At 34.7% G+C, this 16,503-nt stretch carries 30 protein-coding genes; all 30 read right to left on the bottom strand.

Going from position 1 to position 16,503, the window contains the following annotated elements:
• Window positions 1–81: 81 nt before the first annotated feature.
• The 30 genes from eno to rplC all read right to left on the bottom strand — a co-directional run bounded on the left by eno (window position 82) and on the right by rplC (window position 16,443).
• Entirely contained in the window at window positions 82–1,374 is a 1,293-nt protein-coding gene (eno, locus tag LUU93_RS09635) for a phosphopyruvate hydratase (RefSeq protein ID WP_232680702.1), read from the bottom strand.
• A gap of 103 nt (window positions 1,375–1,477) precedes the next feature.
• The gene (gene carA / locus LUU93_RS09630) at window positions 1,478–2,596 is read right to left on the bottom strand and encodes a glutamine-hydrolyzing carbamoyl-phosphate synthase small subunit (RefSeq protein WP_232680700.1); all 1,119 of its coding nucleotides are present in this window, start codon (window positions 2,594–2,596) and stop codon (window positions 1,478–1,480) included.
• Between the two features lie 242 nt (window positions 2,597–2,838).
• Window positions 2,839–3,330 carry a 50S ribosomal protein L17 gene (rplQ, locus tag LUU93_RS09625; protein WP_053470833.1) on the bottom strand — a complete coding sequence of 164 codons (492 nt, stop codon included), beginning with the start codon at window positions 3,328–3,330 and terminating at the stop codon, window positions 2,839–2,841.
• Between the two features lie 36 nt (window positions 3,331–3,366).
• Complete coding sequence (locus tag LUU93_RS09620) at window positions 3,367–4,359, bottom strand: DNA-directed RNA polymerase subunit alpha (RefSeq protein ID WP_008464329.1); 993 nt, start codon at window positions 4,357–4,359, stop codon at window positions 3,367–3,369.
• A gap of 21 nt (window positions 4,360–4,380) precedes the next feature.
• Window positions 4,381–4,986 (bottom strand): 30S ribosomal protein S4, encoded by a 606-nt coding sequence (gene rpsD / locus LUU93_RS09615; protein WP_008464326.1) that lies wholly within the window; start codon window positions 4,984–4,986, stop codon window positions 4,381–4,383.
• Between the two features lie 91 nt (window positions 4,987–5,077).
• Complete coding sequence (gene rpsK / locus LUU93_RS09610; RefSeq protein WP_012022477.1) at window positions 5,078–5,461, bottom strand: 30S ribosomal protein S11; 384 nt, start codon at window positions 5,459–5,461, stop codon at window positions 5,078–5,080.
• An 8-nt stretch (window positions 5,462–5,469) separates the two neighbouring features.
• Window positions 5,470–5,844 carry a 30S ribosomal protein S13 gene (rpsM, locus tag LUU93_RS09605; RefSeq protein ID WP_012022478.1) on the bottom strand — a complete coding sequence of 125 codons (375 nt, stop codon included), beginning with the start codon at window positions 5,842–5,844 and terminating at the stop codon, window positions 5,470–5,472.
• A gap of 2 nt (window positions 5,845–5,846) precedes the next feature.
• On the bottom strand, window positions 5,847–5,963 hold the full coding sequence (ykgO, locus tag LUU93_RS09600) for a type B 50S ribosomal protein L36 (RefSeq protein ID WP_002987490.1): 117 nt from the start codon (window positions 5,961–5,963) through the stop codon (window positions 5,847–5,849).
• Window positions 5,964–5,975: 12 nt separating this feature from the next.
• Window positions 5,976–6,191 (bottom strand): translation initiation factor IF-1, encoded by a 216-nt coding sequence (infA, locus tag LUU93_RS09595; protein ID WP_007136545.1) that lies wholly within the window; start codon window positions 6,189–6,191, stop codon window positions 5,976–5,978.
• A gap of 7 nt (window positions 6,192–6,198) precedes the next feature.
• Window positions 6,199–7,545 carry a preprotein translocase subunit SecY gene (gene secY / locus LUU93_RS09590; RefSeq protein ID WP_017495008.1) on the bottom strand — a complete coding sequence of 449 codons (1,347 nt, stop codon included), beginning with the start codon at window positions 7,543–7,545 and terminating at the stop codon, window positions 6,199–6,201.
• A 13-nt stretch (window positions 7,546–7,558) separates the two neighbouring features.
• Window positions 7,559–8,011, bottom strand: coding sequence for a 50S ribosomal protein L15 (rplO, locus tag LUU93_RS09585; protein ID WP_109190654.1), 453 nt, complete (start codon window positions 8,009–8,011; stop codon window positions 7,559–7,561).
• Window positions 8,012–8,022: 11 nt separating this feature from the next.
• Window positions 8,023–8,205 (bottom strand): 50S ribosomal protein L30, encoded by a 183-nt coding sequence (gene rpmD, locus LUU93_RS09580; protein ID WP_056068811.1) that lies wholly within the window; start codon window positions 8,203–8,205, stop codon window positions 8,023–8,025.
• Between the two features lie 11 nt (window positions 8,206–8,216).
• On the bottom strand, window positions 8,217–8,741 hold the full coding sequence (rpsE, locus tag LUU93_RS09575; RefSeq protein ID WP_085950926.1) for a 30S ribosomal protein S5: 525 nt from the start codon (window positions 8,739–8,741) through the stop codon (window positions 8,217–8,219).
• Between the two features lie 3 nt (window positions 8,742–8,744).
• Entirely contained in the window at window positions 8,745–9,095 is a 351-nt protein-coding gene (gene rplR, locus LUU93_RS09570) for a 50S ribosomal protein L18 (RefSeq protein WP_083572173.1), read from the bottom strand.
• An 11-nt stretch (window positions 9,096–9,106) separates the two neighbouring features.
• Window positions 9,107–9,649, bottom strand: a complete 543-nt coding sequence (rplF, locus tag LUU93_RS09565; protein WP_232680698.1) for a 50S ribosomal protein L6 — start codon at window positions 9,647–9,649, stop codon at window positions 9,107–9,109.
• A gap of 18 nt (window positions 9,650–9,667) precedes the next feature.
• The gene (gene rpsH / locus LUU93_RS09560) at window positions 9,668–10,066 is read right to left on the bottom strand and encodes a 30S ribosomal protein S8 (protein ID WP_029272051.1); all 399 of its coding nucleotides are present in this window, start codon (window positions 10,064–10,066) and stop codon (window positions 9,668–9,670) included.
• A 78-nt stretch (window positions 10,067–10,144) separates the two neighbouring features.
• Window positions 10,145–10,414 (bottom strand): 30S ribosomal protein S14, encoded by a 270-nt coding sequence (gene rpsN, locus LUU93_RS09555; protein WP_008464305.1) that lies wholly within the window; start codon window positions 10,412–10,414, stop codon window positions 10,145–10,147.
• A 3-nt stretch (window positions 10,415–10,417) separates the two neighbouring features.
• Window positions 10,418–10,969 (bottom strand): 50S ribosomal protein L5, encoded by a 552-nt coding sequence (gene rplE, locus LUU93_RS09550; protein ID WP_017495015.1) that lies wholly within the window; start codon window positions 10,967–10,969, stop codon window positions 10,418–10,420.
• Window positions 10,970–10,971: 2 nt separating this feature from the next.
• On the bottom strand, window positions 10,972–11,286 hold the full coding sequence (gene rplX, locus LUU93_RS09545; RefSeq protein WP_008464300.1) for a 50S ribosomal protein L24: 315 nt from the start codon (window positions 11,284–11,286) through the stop codon (window positions 10,972–10,974).
• An 11-nt stretch (window positions 11,287–11,297) separates the two neighbouring features.
• The gene (gene rplN / locus LUU93_RS09540) at window positions 11,298–11,666 is read right to left on the bottom strand and encodes a 50S ribosomal protein L14 (RefSeq protein ID WP_007803649.1); all 369 of its coding nucleotides are present in this window, start codon (window positions 11,664–11,666) and stop codon (window positions 11,298–11,300) included.
• Window positions 11,667–11,668: 2 nt separating this feature from the next.
• On the bottom strand, window positions 11,669–11,929 hold the full coding sequence (gene rpsQ / locus LUU93_RS09535) for a 30S ribosomal protein S17 (RefSeq protein ID WP_007803646.1): 261 nt from the start codon (window positions 11,927–11,929) through the stop codon (window positions 11,669–11,671).
• Between the two features lie 17 nt (window positions 11,930–11,946).
• A complete protein-coding gene (rpmC, locus tag LUU93_RS09530; protein ID WP_008464297.1) occupies window positions 11,947–12,138 on the bottom strand; it encodes a 50S ribosomal protein L29 in 192 nt (63 codons plus the stop codon).
• A 12-nt stretch (window positions 12,139–12,150) separates the two neighbouring features.
• On the bottom strand, window positions 12,151–12,576 hold the full coding sequence (rplP, locus tag LUU93_RS09525; protein WP_017495016.1) for a 50S ribosomal protein L16: 426 nt from the start codon (window positions 12,574–12,576) through the stop codon (window positions 12,151–12,153).
• 19 nt (window positions 12,577–12,595) lie between these two features.
• Window positions 12,596–13,354, bottom strand: coding sequence for a 30S ribosomal protein S3 (gene rpsC, locus LUU93_RS09520; protein WP_012022487.1), 759 nt, complete (start codon window positions 13,352–13,354; stop codon window positions 12,596–12,598).
• 5 nt (window positions 13,355–13,359) lie between these two features.
• Complete coding sequence (gene rplV, locus LUU93_RS09515) at window positions 13,360–13,773, bottom strand: 50S ribosomal protein L22 (protein ID WP_007803631.1); 414 nt, start codon at window positions 13,771–13,773, stop codon at window positions 13,360–13,362.
• Between the two features lie 6 nt (window positions 13,774–13,779).
• Window positions 13,780–14,058: a 30S ribosomal protein S19 gene (gene rpsS, locus LUU93_RS09510; protein ID WP_115889866.1), complete on the bottom strand. Its 279-nt coding sequence runs from the start codon at window positions 14,056–14,058 to the stop codon at window positions 13,780–13,782.
• A 6-nt stretch (window positions 14,059–14,064) separates the two neighbouring features.
• Window positions 14,065–14,889: a 50S ribosomal protein L2 gene (gene rplB / locus LUU93_RS09505; RefSeq protein WP_035650459.1), complete on the bottom strand. Its 825-nt coding sequence runs from the start codon at window positions 14,887–14,889 to the stop codon at window positions 14,065–14,067.
• 9 nt (window positions 14,890–14,898) lie between these two features.
• Window positions 14,899–15,189, bottom strand: a complete 291-nt coding sequence (gene rplW, locus LUU93_RS09500) for a 50S ribosomal protein L23 (RefSeq protein WP_012022489.1) — start codon at window positions 15,187–15,189, stop codon at window positions 14,899–14,901.
• A gap of 7 nt (window positions 15,190–15,196) precedes the next feature.
• The gene (gene rplD / locus LUU93_RS09495) at window positions 15,197–15,826 is read right to left on the bottom strand and encodes a 50S ribosomal protein L4 (RefSeq protein ID WP_057124293.1); all 630 of its coding nucleotides are present in this window, start codon (window positions 15,824–15,826) and stop codon (window positions 15,197–15,199) included.
• The gene (gene rplC, locus LUU93_RS09490; RefSeq protein ID WP_057124294.1) at window positions 15,826–16,443 is read right to left on the bottom strand and encodes a 50S ribosomal protein L3; all 618 of its coding nucleotides are present in this window, start codon (window positions 16,441–16,443) and stop codon (window positions 15,826–15,828) included. Before rplC ends, rplD begins: the two co-directional genes overlap by 1 nt.
• Window positions 16,444–16,503: the final 60 nt, after the last annotated feature.

Genomic DNA, 16,503 nt, shown 5'->3' with positions numbered 1-16,503 from the left:
CTGCTATGAATTTGTTAAAACTCCAAAAAAAAACCATTCGTACAAAACGAATGGTCTAATCTTAATATATAACTCTTACAATTATTTAATCTTGAAAGCGTTTAACCCTGGAAAATAAGCAGTACTTCCTAACTCTTCTTCGATTCTTAATAATTGATTGTATTTTGCCATACGATCAGAACGGGAAGCAGAACCTGTTTTAATTTGACCACAGTTTAATGCAACCGCTAAGTCAGCAATTGTATTATCTTCTGTTTCTCCAGAACGGTGAGACATTACTGAAGTATATCCAGCGTTTTTAGCCATATTTACTGCAGCAATAGTTTCTGTTAAAGTACCAATTTGGTTTACTTTTACAAGGATTGAATTAGCGATTCCTTTTTCGATACCAGTTGACAAACGAGCAACATTAGTTACAAATAAATCATCACCTACTAATTGTACTTTATTTCCAATTTTTTCTGTCAAATATTTCCATCCATTCCAGTCATCTTCATACATACCATCTTCGATAGAGATAATTGGATATTTAGCAGCAAGTTCAGCTAAATAATCAGCTTGCTCCTCAGAAGTTCTGATTTTTCCAGTTTCACCTTCAAATTTAGTATAATCGTATTTACCGTTTACATAGAATTCAGAAGCTGCACAGTCAAGGGCAATCATAATTTCGTCGCCAAAAGTATATCCTGCTTTTTCAACCGCTAATTTGATAGTATCTAAAGCATCTTCAGTACCACCCGCTAAGTTTGGAGCAAAACCACCTTCATCACCAACAGCTGTACTTAAACCTCTGTCGTGTAAAACTTTTTTCAAACTGTGGAAGATTTCAGTTCCCATTTGCATAGCATGTGTAAACGAAGTTGCTTTTACAGGAAAAATCATAAATTCCTGAAATGCAATAGGTGCATCAGAGTGAGAACCACCATTGATGATATTCATCATTGGAACAGGTAACGTATTAGCAGAAACCCCGCCTACATATCTGTATAAAGGTAGTCCAAGTTCGTTAGCAGCAGCTTTTGCAGCAGCTAAAGAAACTCCTAAAATAGCATTAGCTCCTAATTTAGATTTATTTGGAGTTCCATCTAAATCGATCATTAATTGATCGATAGTATTTTGTTCAAAAACAGAAGTTCCAACTAGTTCTTCAGCAATAACAGTATTTACATTGTTCACTGCATTCAAAACTCCTTTTCCAAGATAAGCTTTACCTCCGTCACGTAATTCAACAGCTTCATGTTCTCCAGTTGATGCTCCAGATGGAACAGCAGCTCTACCTAAAACTCCGTTTTCAGTTACTACATCAACCTCAATAGTAGGATTTCCTCTGGAATCCAAAATTTGTCTTGCGTGAACTTTAATTATAATACTCATTATTTTTTGTTTTTTATTAATAGATTATAGATTTTTTTTCGAAATTAGAAAAATATTTAATATTAAAAACGAATTTTCTTTACTAAACACCTTTATTTATTAACTACATCGTTTTAGACACAGCTAGTTTTATATTCTCAACAAATTCATCAAATAAATATGACGAATCATGGGGTCCCGGACTTGCTTCAGGATGATATTGTACTGAAAAACAATTCTTATTTTTCATTCGCATACCTGCAACTGTACCATCATTTAAGTGTAAATGCGTAATCTCTAATTCAGGATGATTGTCTAATTGTTCTTTTTTTACAGCAAAGCCATGGTTTTGAGAAGTAATTTCTCCTTTTCCTGTAATGATATTTTTTACTGGGTGATTAATCCCTCGATGCCCATTAAACATTTTATAAGTCTGAACGCCATTTGCCAAAGCAATTACCTGATGTCCTAAACAGATTCCGAATAAAGGTTTATCTTCTTCAAGAATTTTCTTTGCAACTTCGATTGCACCAAATAGTGGATCTGGATCCCCAGGTCCATTTGACAAGAAAAATCCATCTGGATTAAACGAATTCAGATCTTCATAAGTTGAATTGTACGGGAAAACTTTAATGTAGCAATCTCTTTTAGCAAGATTTCTTAAAATATTCTTTTTAATTCCAAGATCAAGTGCAGAAATCTTATATGTAGCATTTTCATCGCCAACAAAATATGGCTCTGTAGTCGAAACTTTTGAAGCTAACTCCAAACCTTCCATGTCCGGAACATTTGCTAATTCTTTTTTCAAATCCTCAACTGGAGTTCCATCTGTACAAATTACCGCATTCATTGCTCCATTGTCGCGAATGTAACTTACAAGGGCTCTTGTATCAACATCAGAAATACAAATTAGATTTTGTTTCGTAAAGTAGTCTTCCAGACTTCCAGAAGCACCTTCTCTAGAATAATTAAAGCTAAAGTTTTTACAAACCAAACCAGCAATCTTGATGCTGTCTGATTCAACTTCTAAATCATTAACACCATAATTACCAATATGCGGATTAGTCGCAACCATAATTTGACCAAAATAAGAAGGATCAGTAAAAATCTCCTGATATCCGGTCATTCCAGTATTAAAACAAACTTCACCAAAAGTTTTACCGCTGATTCCGATAGATTTACCATGAAAGATAGTTCCATCGCTAAGTAATAAAATGGCGCTTTGTCGTGTTGTGTATTTCATTCTTTAATTTGTATTGTTTTTAATCGTCTTATGAAACTTATTAATATTTCATTTGTAATTAGGTATTTTGCAAATTTACTTCTTTAAAAGAGCGCTGCCAAGATTTTTTAAATTTTTCATTCATAAAAATAAAACCTTGACACTGAAATAAGTTAAATTTTACTCTTCTAAAAAAATCAAAAAAAAAGGATAAACTAAAAATTAGCTTATCCTTGATTTCTATAGAATCATTACTTTCATAATTATTCAGAAGCTTCAGTAGTCGATTCTGATTCAGCTGCAGGAGCTTCAGGAGCAGTACCTTCAGCTTTCTTAGCTTTACCACCACGACGGCTTTTAGCTTTTTTAACTTCTTTTTTACCTCCATTGTAAAGTTCATTGAAATCTACAAGTTCGATCATCGCCATATCAGCGTTATCTCCCAAACGATTTCCAACTTTAATGATACGAGTGTATCCACCTGGGCGGTCTCCAACTTTAGCAGCTACATCTCTGAACAAATCAGTTACAGCATATTTGCTACGTAAGTATGCAAAAACAATACGACGATTGTGAGTCGTATCTTCTTTTGATTTTGTGATTAAAGGCTCAACGAATTGTTTAAGCGCTTTAGCTTTAGCAACAGTAGTGTTAATACGTTTGTGCTCGATAAGAGAACAAGCCATATTAGCTAACATAGCTTTTCTATGTCCAGTCTGTCTGCTTAAGTGATTGAATTTTTTTCCGTGTCTCATTGCTATTTTAAATTTAATCCCGCAAGCGGGATTGAATTATTCTTTATCTAGTTTGTATTTAGCTAAATCCATTCCGAAAGTTAAATTCTTAACTGCAACAAGTTCATCAAGTTCAGTTAAAGATTTTTTACCAAAATTACGGAATTTCATTAGGTCATTTTTATTGAACGATACTAAATCACCAAGTGTATCAACTTCAGCCGCTTTCAAGCAATTTAATGCTCTTACAGATAAATCCATATCAACAAGCTTAGTTTTAAGCAATTGTCTCATATGCAATGACTCTTCATCATACGATTCTGTTTGTGCAATTTCGTCAGCCTCAAGTGTAATTCTTTCATCAGAAAACAACATGAAATGGTGAATTAAAACTTTAGCAGCTTCAGTAAGGGCATCTTTTGGATTAATAGATCCATCAGTTTTGATTTCAAAAACTAGTTTCTCGTAATCTGTTTTTTGCTCTACACGGAAATTTTCGATTGCATATTTTACATTTTTTACCGGAGTAAAAATAGAATCTGTAAAAATCGTTCCAATTGCAGCATTCTGTTTTTTGTTCTCTTCAGCAGGAACGTATCCTCTACCTTTTTCGATTGTTAGATCGAAGTTCAATTTGATTTTAGAATCTAAATTACAGATAACAAGGTCTGGATTCAAAACTTGAAAACCTGAGATAAATTTTTGAAAATCACCTGCTGTCAATTGATCTTTACCAGAAACAGAAATTGTAACTGATTCATTATCGATATCTTCAATTTGACGTTTGAAACGTACTTGTTTAAGATTAAGGATAATTTCGGTAACATCTTCAACAACACCTGAAATAGTAGAAAACTCATGATCTACACCTTCGATACGAACAGATGTAATTGCATAACCTTCTAACGCTGAAAGCAAAACTCTTCTAAGTGCATTACCAACTGTCAATCCATAACCAGGTTCTAAAGGTCTAAATTCGAATTTACCTTCAAAATCGGTTGAATCGATCATGATAACTTTATCGGGCTTTTGAAAATTAAATATTGCCATAAATTTCGACTAAGTCAATTATTATTTGTTGTACAACTCTACGATTAATTGTTCTTTAATGTTTTCTGGAATTTGAAGTCTCGCAGGTACAGAAACAAAAGTTCCTTCTTTAAGATCATTGTTCCAAGTAATCCATTCATAAACATGACTTGAATTTGATAAAGAACGTTCGATAGCTTCTAAAGATTTAGATTTTTCACGAACAGCAACTTTATCACCAGGTTTTAGGTGGTAAGAAGGAATGTTTACAACTTCTCCGTTTACAGTAATGTGTCTGTGAGATACAATTTGACGAGCACCTCTTCTAGATGGAGCAATTCCCATTCTAAAAACAACATTATCTAATCTTGCTTCACATAGTTGTAATAAAACTTCACCAGTTACACCTTTAGTAGCTGATGCTTTTTCGAATAAATTTCTGAATTGTTTTTCTAAAATTCCATAAGAATATTTAGCTTTTTGCTTTTCCATTAACTGAACAGCATACTCAGATTTTTTTCCTCTTTTCTTAGCCATCCCGTGTTGTCCAGGTGGGTAATTTCTTTTTTCGAAAGATTTATCATCTCCGAAGATTGCTTCGCCAAATTTACGAGCGATTTTGGTTTTTGGACCAGTATATCTTGCCATTTTAAAAAAATTTTAAGGTAGAGATTATGAATTCAGGTCTAATCCTCCGATAATCTATATTCTACCTTGATTATACTATAAAAATAAAAAATTAAACTCTACGTCTTTTTGGAGGACGACATCCGTTGTGCGGCATTGGAGTAACGTCGATAATCTCAGTAACTTCAATTCCACCGTTATGAATAGAACGGATAGCAGACTCACGTCCGTTTCCTGGTCCTTTTACATAAACCTTAACTTTTTTAAGTCCTGCCTCAAGAGCTACTTTGCTACAATCTTCTGCTGCCATTTGAGCTGCATACGGAGTATTCTTTTTAGAACCTCTGAAACCCATTTTACCAGCTGAAGACCAAGCAATAACTTCACCTTTCTTATTTGTCAAAGAAATGATAATATTGTTGAAAGTCGAAGAAATATGAGCTTCACCCGTTGATTCAACGATAACTTTACGTTTTTTTGCAGTTGCTTTAGCCATATTACTTATTATTTAGTTGCTTTTTTCTTGTTAGCAACAGTTTTTCTTTTTCCTTTTCTTGTTCTAGAGTTGTTTTTAGTTCTTTGACCTCTTAATGGAAGACCAGATCTATGACGAATTCCTCTATAACAACCAATATCCATTAAACGTTTGATGTTCAAAGAAACTTCAGAACGTAATTCTCCTTCAATTTTGTAAAATGAAACAGCATCACGAATCGCTCCGATCTCGTCATCATTCCAATCTTGAACTTTTTTATCTTGGCTAACTTGAGCTTTTTCTAAAATCTCAATAGCTCTACTTTTTCCTAATCCGAAGATGTAGGTAAGTGCTATAACACCTCTTTTGTTTTTTGGGATATCTACCCCTGCTATTCTTGCCATAATTATCCTTGTCTTTGTTTAAATCTAGGATTCTTTTTGTTTATCACGTACAATCTTCCTTTTCTACGCACGATAATGCACTCGGCACTTCTCTTTTTTACTGATGCTCTAACTTTCATAGTGAATATCCTTTAATATCGATAAGTAATTCTTGCTTTTGACAAATCGTAAGGACTCATTTCCAGTTTCACTTTATCACCAGGTAATAACTTGATATAATGCATACGCATTTTTCCAGAAATATGAGCAATTACAATATGTCCATTTTCTAACTCCACACGGAACATCGCATTAGATAATGCTTCAATGATTGATCCGTCTTGTTCTATTGCTGATTGTTTTGCCATAAATATATTAAGCTACTGCTTTTCTATTTTTACCAGTCTTCATTAAACCATCATAATGTTTGTTTAACAAGTATGAATTGATTTGTTGAATAGTGTCTATTGCAACCCCAACCATAATTATTAATGAGGTACCTCCAAAAAACATTGCCCAAGATTGTTGTACATCCATAATACTTACAACAATAGCTGGGAACACAGCAATCAAAGCAAGGAATAAAGATCCTGGGAAAGTTATTAAAGACATCACTTTATCTAAGAAATCTGAAGTTTCAGCTCCCGGACGAACTCCAGGAATAAAACCGCCGCTTCTTTTTAAATCATCAGCCATTTTGTTAGTAGGTACAGTGATTGCAGTATAAAAGAATGTAAATACAATAATTAAAGTTGCAAAAACAAAATTATACCAGAAACCAAACATATTACTAAATGCACCAACAATAGATTGTGATGTATCTGACTTAGACAATCCAGCTACAGCTGCAGGGATAAACATAATTGCCTGAGCAAAAATGATTGGCATAACTCCAGAAGCATTAAGCTTAAGAGGAATCCATTGTCTATTACCGCCTGCCAAATCTTGCTCATAATCACCAGTTGTTGTACGACGAGCGTATTGAACCGGGATTCTACGTACTGCCATTGTAAGCAATACACAAGAAATGATTACTAATAACCACACAATAATTTCAATAACTAACAACATTGGACCTCCATTGTTGTTGGTAACTCTCGTTGTAAACTCTTGAATAAAAGCTTGAGGTAAACGAGCTAGGATACCAACCATAATTAATAATGAAATTCCATTTCCAATACCTTTATCAGTAATTTTTTCACCAAGCCACATAGCAAAAATTGTACCTGTAACTAAGATGATAACAGAGGAGAACAAAAATTCAGGTGAATTAAAGCCTAGTAGAAAAGCACTACCAGGCAATGTTCTGTATAAATTATAGATATAAGTTGGACCTTGAACCAGTGTAATAGCTATAGTCAACCAACGAGTGATTTGATTAATCTTTTTTCTACCACTTTCTCCGTCATTTTGAAGTTTTTGTAAATAAGGAATCGCAATTCCCATTAACTGAACAACAATAGATGCAGAAATATAAGGCATAATACCTAAAGCAAAAACTGAAGCTTTAGAGAAAGCACCCCCAGTAAACATGTCTAGGATAGATCCTAAACCATTTTTAGTTTGTCCCGCTAAACCTGTTAATTGAGTTGCGTCAATTCCAGGAAGCGTAACGTGTGCACCAAAACGATATACTAAAAGCAATCCTAATGTAATTAAGATTCTGTTTTTCAGTTCTTCGATTTTCCAAACATTACTTATTGATTCAATAAATTTCTTCATCTTAATAGATAAGTTATATAGTTACAGCTTCTCCACCAGCAGCCTCAATAGCAGCTTTTGCAGTAGCAGTAAATTTGTGGGCAGTTACTTTTAATTTTGCTTTCAATTCTCCTCTACCTAAAATCTTAACGATTTCATTTTTGGTAGCTAGACGATTTGCCACGAAATCTGTCATTGAAACAGAATCAGTAATCACACCATTGTCTACTAATAATTGAAGCGTATCTAAATTAACACCTTCGTATTCTTTACGATTGATGTTTTTGAAACCAAACTTAGGAACACGTCTTTGAAGTGGCATTTGTCCACCCTCAAAACCAATCTTTTTAGAATAACCAGAACGAGATTTTGCTCCTTTGTGACCTCTTGCAGCAGTGCCACCTTTTCCAGAACCTTCTCCTCTACCTAATCTTTTATTTTGATTGTGCGTTGATCCTTCAGCAGGTTGTAAGTTACTTAAATTCATAACAGTATTTGTTATTTAGCTTCTTCAACAGAAACTAAGTGTTTAACTTTATTTATCATACCAAGGATAGCAGGATTTGACTCATGCTCTACAACTTGTCCCATTTTACGTAGACCTAAAGCTTCTAAACCTCTCTTTTGAGAAAGAGGACAGTTGATCTTGCTTCTTACTTGTTTTACTAATAATTTAGCCATAATTTACTTGATTAACCTTTAAAAACTTTTTCTAAAGAAACACCTCTTTGTTTTGCAACAGTATGAGCGCTTCTCATTTGTAATAAAGCATCAAAAGTTGCTTTAACTACGTTATGAGGATTTGACGATCCTTGAGATTTTGATAATACATCATGAATACCAACTGATTCAAGAACTGAACGAACAGCTCCACCAGCAATAACTCCTGTACCATGAGAAGCAGGAATTAAGAATACACGTGCACCACCAAATTTTCCTTTTTGTTCGTGAGGAACTGATTGACCATTTAAAGGAATTTTTACCAAATTTTTCTTAGCATCTTCTACTGCTTTCGCAATTGCTTCAGAAACGTCTTTAGATTTTCCTAATCCGTGACCAACTACTCCATTTTCATCACCTACAACTACAATAGCAGAAAAACCAAAAGCTCTACCTCCTTTTGTAACTTTAGTAACACGATTAACACTTACCAGACGATCTTTAAGTTCAAGACCACTTGGTTTTACCAATTCTACATTTTTGTATTTAGACATAATATATTAGAATTTAAGTCCAGCCGCTCTTGCGCCTTCTGCTAATGATTTAATACGACCGTGATATAAATAACCACCTCTATCAAAAGTAATGGTATCAATCCCAGCTTTTAACGCTTTCTCTGCAACTAATTTTCCAACAGCAGCAGCGATTTCAACGTTAGTACCTTTTCCTATTTCTTTTTCTCTCGAAGATGCAGCTAATATAGTAACTCCATTTACATCATCAATAAGTTGAGCATAAATTTCTTTGTTACTTCTAAATACAGATAGTCTTGGTTTAGCAGCAGAACCACTAATCGTTTTTCTAATTCTGAATTTAATTCTCTGTCTTCTTTCAGATTTTGTTAATGACATAATCTTATTTTTTAAGCTGATTTACCTGCTTTTCTTCTTAATACTTCACCCACAAATTTAACACCTTTACCTTTGTATGGCTCTGGCTTACGGAAACCTCTGATTTTCGCAGCAACTTGACCTAAAAGTTGTTTATCAAATGATGTTAATTTTACGATTGGGTTCTTACCTTTTTCAGATATTGTTTCTAAAGCTACTTCTGGAGCAATTTCTAAAACAATATTGTGAGAATATCCAAGAGCTAAATCTAATTTTTGACCTTGGTTTGAAGCTCTATAACCAACTCCAACTAATTCTAGTTCTTTTGTAAAACCTTCAGAAACACCGATAATCATATTATTGATCAAAGATCTGAATAATCCGTGTTTTGCTCTGTGGTCTTTATGATCAGACGATCTTTCAACTAAAACTTGATCGCCTTCAACAGTTACATTTACGTCCGAAAACTCCTGAACTAATTGACCTTTTTTTCCTTTTACTGTAATAATACCGTCTTTAACTTCTACAGTTACACCAGCAGGGATTACAATTGGGCTTTTACCTATTCTTGACATCTTATCTAGTGTTTAAAATTAGTATACGTAACAAATTACTTCACCACCTACATTTAATTGCTTAGCTTGTTTTCCTGTCATCAAACCTTTTGATGTAGAAACAATAGCAATTCCTAATCCGTTAAGGATTCTTGGTAATTTGGCAGCACCTGCGTACTTACGTAAACCAGGTTTACTAATTCTTTGGATATCTTTAATTACAGGCTCTTTAGTATCTTTATCATACTTTAAAGCAATTTTGATAGAACCTTGAACAGTGTTCGTCTCAAATTTGTAACTTAAGATATAACCTTGATCAAATAAGATCTTAGTTATTTCTTTTTTAAGATTAGAAGCTGGAATTTCAACAACTTTGTGGTTTGCTGCCACAGCGTTACGAACTCTAGTCAAATAATCTGCAATAGGATCTGTATACATATGTATTTGATTGCGATTATGGTTTTCAGGAAGCACCCTGCCTCCTGAACCTTTAATCAATTTATAAACTTTTTTAAATTACCAGCTGGCTTTTTTTACACCTGGAATTAATCCATTGTTAGCCATTTCACGGAAAGTTACACGTGAAATACCGAATTGACGGATATAACCTCTTGGTCTTCCAGTTAATTTACAACGGTTGTGTAAACGAACAGGTGAAGCGTTTTTTGGTAATCTTTGTAAACCTTCGTAGTCTCCAGCTTCTAATAAAGCTTTTCTCTTTTCAGCATACTTAGCTACCGTTTTTTCTCTTTTCACCTCACGGGCTTTCATTGATTCTTTAGCCATATCTTAATTCTTTTTAAAAGGTAATCCTAATTCAGCCAATAATGACTTTGCTTCCTTGTCTGTTTTTGCAGTAGTAACAAATGTAATATCCATTCCTGAGATTTTGTTTACTTTGTCAATATCAATTTCCGGGAAAATGATTTGCTCCAAAACTCCAAGATTGTAGTTACCTCTTCCGTCGAAACCAGTAGCTTTAATACCACTAAAATCTCTAACACGCGGTAAAGCAGAAGTAATAAGTCTATCTAAAAACTCATACATTCTTTCACCACGTAATGTAACTTTTGCTCCAATAGGCATCCCTTTTCTCAATTTGAAAGACGCAACGTCTTTCTTTGAAATTGTAGATACTGCTTTTTGTCCAGTGATCTTTGTTAACTCATCAACTGCATAGTCAATAAGTTTTTTATCAGATACAGCTGCACCAACTCCACGGCTCAAAACGATTTTTTCAAGTTTTGGAACTTGCATAACGTTTGTATATCCGAACTCTTCTTTAAGAGCAGAGATTACTCTACTCTTATATTCTTCTTTTAGTCTAGGTGTATATGCCATTACTATAGTACTTGATTAGATTTTTTTGAAAATCTTACTTTCTTATCTCCTTCTACTCTAATACCTACTCTAGTTGTTTCCTTAGTTTTAGGATCAATTAGTGCAATGTTAGAAATTTGAATAGAAGCCTCTTTCTTAACGATACCACCTTGAGGGTTTTTAGCACTTGGTTTTGTATGTTTTGAAACCAGGTTAACACCTTCAACTATCGCTTTATTTTTCTCACGGTAAACACGTAAAACTTTACCTTCAGCACCTTTATGGTCTCCGGCAATAACTCTTACGATATCTCCTGATTTTATTTTTAGCTTTATCATCTTAAAACGAATTAAAGCACTTCTGGTGCTAATGATACAATTTTCATGAATTGTTTTTCACGAAGTTCTCTTGCTACCGGACCAAAAACACGAGTTCCTCTCATTTCCCCTGCTGCATTCAAAAGAACACATGCATTGTCATCGAAACGGATATAAGAACCATCAGCTCTTCTCACTTCTTTTTTGGTACGCACAACAACTGCAGTTGAAACAGCTCCTTTTTTCACGTTACCGTTTGGAGTTGCATCTTTAATAGATACTACAATCTTGTCACCAACAGAGGCATACCTTCTTTTGGTACCTCCTAAAACACGAATAGTTAAAACTTCTTTTGCTCCCGTGTTATCTGCTACTTTTAGTCTTGATTCCTGTTGTACCATAATTATTTAGCTCTTTCTAAGATTTCAACTAATCTCCAACATTTTGTTTTACTTAAAGGACGCGTTTCGCTAATTCTTACAGTATCTCCAATGTTACAGTCGTTTGTTTCGTCGTGTGCAACATATTTCTTAGTTTTCAACACGAACTTACCGTATAATGGGTGTTTTACTTTTCTTACTTCAGCAATAACAATAGATTTATCCATTTTATTTGAAGTAACAACACCTATTCTTTCTTTTCTTAAATTTCTTTTTTCTTCCATCTTTCAGCAGAATACAATTATTGTAACTCTCTTTTAGTTAACTCTGTAGCCAATCTTGCAACTGTTCTTCTAACGCTTCTAATTTGAAGTGGGTTAGCAATTGGAGAAATAGCGTGAGCCATTTTTAGGTCAGCATATACTTTCTTAGTTTGACTAAGCTTTTCTTGCAACTCCGCTGCAGAAAGATCTTTTATTTCTGATTGTTTCATAATAAATATAAATTATGCTTCGAAATCTCTAGCAACGACGAATTTAGTTTTTACTGGAAGTTTCTGAGCTGCAAGACGTAAAGCCTCTTTTGCAACTGACAATGGAACTCCTCCAACTTCAAACATAATTCTTCCTGGTTTAACAACAGCAGCCCAATACTCAACTGCTCCTTTACCTTTACCCATACGTACTTCAAGAGGTTTCTTAGTGATAGGTTTGTCTGGAAATATTTTAATCCATAATTGTCCCTCTCTCTTCATGTAACGAGTTGCAGCAATACGCGCAGCTTCAATTTGACGAGAAGTTAAGAACATTCCATCTTCATGTACAGATTTAATACCAAACATTCCATTAGAAAGTTCATGCCCTCTTTGAGAGTTACCTTTCATTTTACCTTTTTGTACCTTACGGTATTTTGTTCTTTTAGGCTGTAACATTTTTCTTTAGTTTAAAAATTTACTTTCTTTTACGAGCGTCTGGTTTTCCACCTTTATTAAAGTTAGATTTACCTCTAGGGGCATCTCCACCTTTACCACCGCCAGTACCAGATTGTTTTTTATCCATTCCAGCAAGTGGAGAAAGATCTCTCTTTCCATAAACTTCACCTTTCATGATCCATACTTTGATACCCATTCTACCGTAAGTAGTGTGAGCTTCAGCCAAAGCATAATCAATATCAGCTCTGAAAGTTGATAGAGGAATTCTACCTTCTTTGAAACCTTCAGAACGTGCCATTTCAGCACCATTCAAACGACCAGAAATCAAAACTTTAATACCTTCTGCATTCATACGCATAGAAGCTGCAATAGCCATCTTAATTGCACGTCTGTAAGAGATACGGCTTTCGATTTGACGAGCGATGCTGGTCGCCACAAGATAAGCATCTAACTCAGGTCTTTTAATTTCAAAGATGTTAATTTGAACCTCTTTGTCAGTAACTTTCTTAAGTTCTTCTTTTAACTTGTCTACCTCTTGTCCGCCTTTTCCGATAATGATACCAGGTCTAGCAGTAGTGATAGTAACGGTTACAAGTTTCAAAGTTCTCTCGATGATTACTTTTGATACACTAGCTTTTGATAAACGAGCGTGGATATACTTTCTGATTTTGTGATCTTCGGCAAGTTTATCACCGTAATCATTTCCACCATACCAGTTTGAGTCCCACCCTCTGATGATACCAAGTCTATTTCCAATTGGATTTGTCTTTTGTCCCATGCTGCTTAAGAATTGCTTTGTGTGTTATTGATAGCTCCAAGCACGATTGTAACGTGATTAGAACGTTTTCTTATTCTGTGTGCACGACCTTGTGGAGCTGGACGAAGTCTTTTTAACATCATTCCACCATCTACTCTGATCTCTTTAACAAATAATCCAGCTTCTTCTAAATTACCTTCACTATTTTTTTGCTCCCAGTTATTGATTGCAGATAATAATAGTTTTTCTAATTTTCTTGAAGCTTCTTTAGAACTGAATCTTAAAATGTTAAGTGCTCTTTCTACCTTCTGACCTCTTACCAAGTCCGCTACTAAGCGCATTTTTCTAGGTGAAGTAGGGCAGTTATTCAATTTTGCGAAAGCAATAGACTTATTAGCCTCTTTTCTCGCATCTGCTGTTTCTCTTTTACGAACTCCCATTGCTTCTTATTTTTTACCTTTATTTTTTGCTCCAGCATGACCTCTAAAAGATCTAGTTGGTGAAAACTCTCCTAATTTGTGACCTACCATGTTTTCTGTTACGTAAACTGGTACAAATTGACGACCGTTATGAACTGCGATAGTTTGTCCAACGAAATCTGGAGTAATCATTGAAGCTCTAGACCAAGTCTTAACTACTCCATTTTTACCACTTTCTACGTTTTCCTGAACTTTCTTGTCTAATTTATAATGAACGAAAGGTCCTTTTTTTAATGAACGTGCCATATCTTATTATTTCTTTCTACGTTCTACGATATACTTGTTACTCGGGTTTTTCTTAGAACGAGTTCTGTAACCTTTAGCTGGCAATCCGTTTCTTGAACGCGGGTGCCCTCCAGAAGAACGTCCTTCACCACCTCCCATAGGGTGATCAACTGGGTTCATCGCTACTGGTCTAGTTCTAGGTCTTCTTCCTAACCATCTTGTTCTACCTGCTTTTCCAGATACAACTAATTGGTGGTCAGAATTAGAAACAGCTCCAATTGTAGCCGAACAAGTTAACAAGATTAATCTTGTCTCACCAGATGGCATTTTAATTGTTGCATATTTCCCGTCTCTTGCCATTAACTGAGCAAAAGTTCCAGCTGAACGAGCAATAACCGCTCCTTGTCCTGGACGTAACTCAATACAAGATATAACAGTTCCAAGAGGAATTCTGCTTAAAGGTAATGTATTACCAATTTCAGGTTGAGATTCTGGACCAGAAACTAATTTCTGACCAACTTTCAATCCATTTTGAGCAATAACATAAGTTTTCTCTCCATCAGCGTAAGCTAATAAAGCGATGAACGCAGTACGATTTGGATCGTATTCGATTGATTTCACTGTAGCTGGGATTCCATCTTTAGTTCTTTTGAAATCGATAATACGATATCTCTGCTTGTGACCACCACCCGTATAACGCATGGTCATCTTTCCTTGACTATTTCTACCTCCAGAGTTTTTTATCGGCGCTATCAAAGAGCGTTCCGGCTTATCAGTTGTAATGGCGTCATAACCATTCACAACTCTAAATCGCTGACCTGGGGTAATAGGTTTTAATTTTCTTACTGACATTTTTCTATCTTAGATATTGTTGTAAAAATCAATTGTTTCTCCTTCTTGTACTTGAACAATTGCTTTTTTAATTGCATTTGTCTTTCCACTGATTAAACCACTTTTAGTGTATTTAGTAGATCTATCTGGTCTCACATTCATTGTGTTAACTGAAACGATAGTTACTCCATAAGCAGCTTCAACAGCTTTCTTAATCTGAACTTTGTTTGCTTTTTTGTCAACAACGAATCCGAAGCGGTTTAGAACTTCACTTTCTTTGGTTACTTTTTCAGTTACTATAGGTCTAATTATGATACTCATACTCCTATTATTTGCTTAAATTTTCTTCAATTAACTCTAAAGAACCTTCCAAAAGCACCAAATTATTAGTGTTTAATATTGCGTAAGTGCTTAATTCTGAGCTAGTTACGACATTAGAAGCCTTTAAATTGCGTGACGACAAATATACATTTTTATTTGACTCTCCCAACACAAATAGAGATTTTTTATTTTCTAACCCTAAAGCTTTCAAAACGTTAATGAAATTTTTAGTGTTTGGCGCATCAAAATTAAAGTCTTCAAGAACAATAATATTTGATTCTTTTGCCTTGATCGAGAAAGCTGATTTTCTAGCCAATCTTTTCAACCCTTTATTCAACTTGAATGAATAACTTCTTGGTCTTGGTCCGAAAACTGTTCCTCCACCTTTAAACAAAGGATTCTTAACACTTCCCGCACGAGCTGTACCCGTACCTTTTTGCTTTTTAATCTTACGCGTACTTCCAGTTACTTCAGCTCTTTCTTTAGCTTTGTGAGTACCCTGTCTTTGATTAGCAAGATATTGCTTAACATCAAGATATACAGCGTGATTATTTGGTTCAATTGCGAATACTGAATCAGAAAGTTGAACTTTTCTACCAGTATCTTTTCCGTTGAAATCTAATACTTTTACTTCCATTACTTCTGAATGATTACGTAAGAGTTTTTGTGCCCAGGAATACATCCTTTAACAACAAGTAGATTCTTTTCAGCAACTACTTTTAAAACTCTAAGGTTTTGAACTTTTACATTATCTCCTCCCATTCTTCCAGCCATACGCATTCCTTTGAATACTCTAGATGGATAAGAAGAAGCTCCTACAGAACCTGGCGCTCTTAAACGGTTGTGCTGACCATGAGTAGCTTGTCCAACACCACCAAAACCGTGACGTTTAACAACCCCTTGGAAACCTTTACCTTTAGACACACCTTGTACATCTACAAATTCTCCTTCTTCAAAAATAGAAACATCAATAAGATCTCCTAATTTTTGTTCAGTTGCAAAATCTTGGAATTCAACGACTTTTTTCTTAGCAACAGTTCCAGCTTTTTTAAAGTGACCTAAAGCCGCTTTAGTAGAATGTTTCTCGTTTTTGTCATCGAAACCTAACTGCAACGCTTCGTACCCGTCAACACCTTTGGTTCTGACTTGGGTAACAACACACGGCCCAGCTTCGATTACTGTACAAGGAATGTTTTTCCCGTTTTCATCGAAAATACTAGTCATGCCGATTTTTTTACCAATTAACCCAGACATAAATATTAATTATTAATTACTAAAATTCCCTTCAATTTGAAAATAACAGAAATTTCCAAA

Origin of the sequence: Flavobacterium soyae (assembly GCF_021245985.1) — a bacterium.
Taxonomy (GTDB): Bacteria; Bacteroidota; Bacteroidia; order Flavobacteriales; family Flavobacteriaceae; genus Flavobacterium; species Flavobacterium soyae.
The sequence above is the reverse complement of the archived record's forward strand: the minus strand, read 5'-3'. Positions and strand labels throughout refer to the sequence as shown.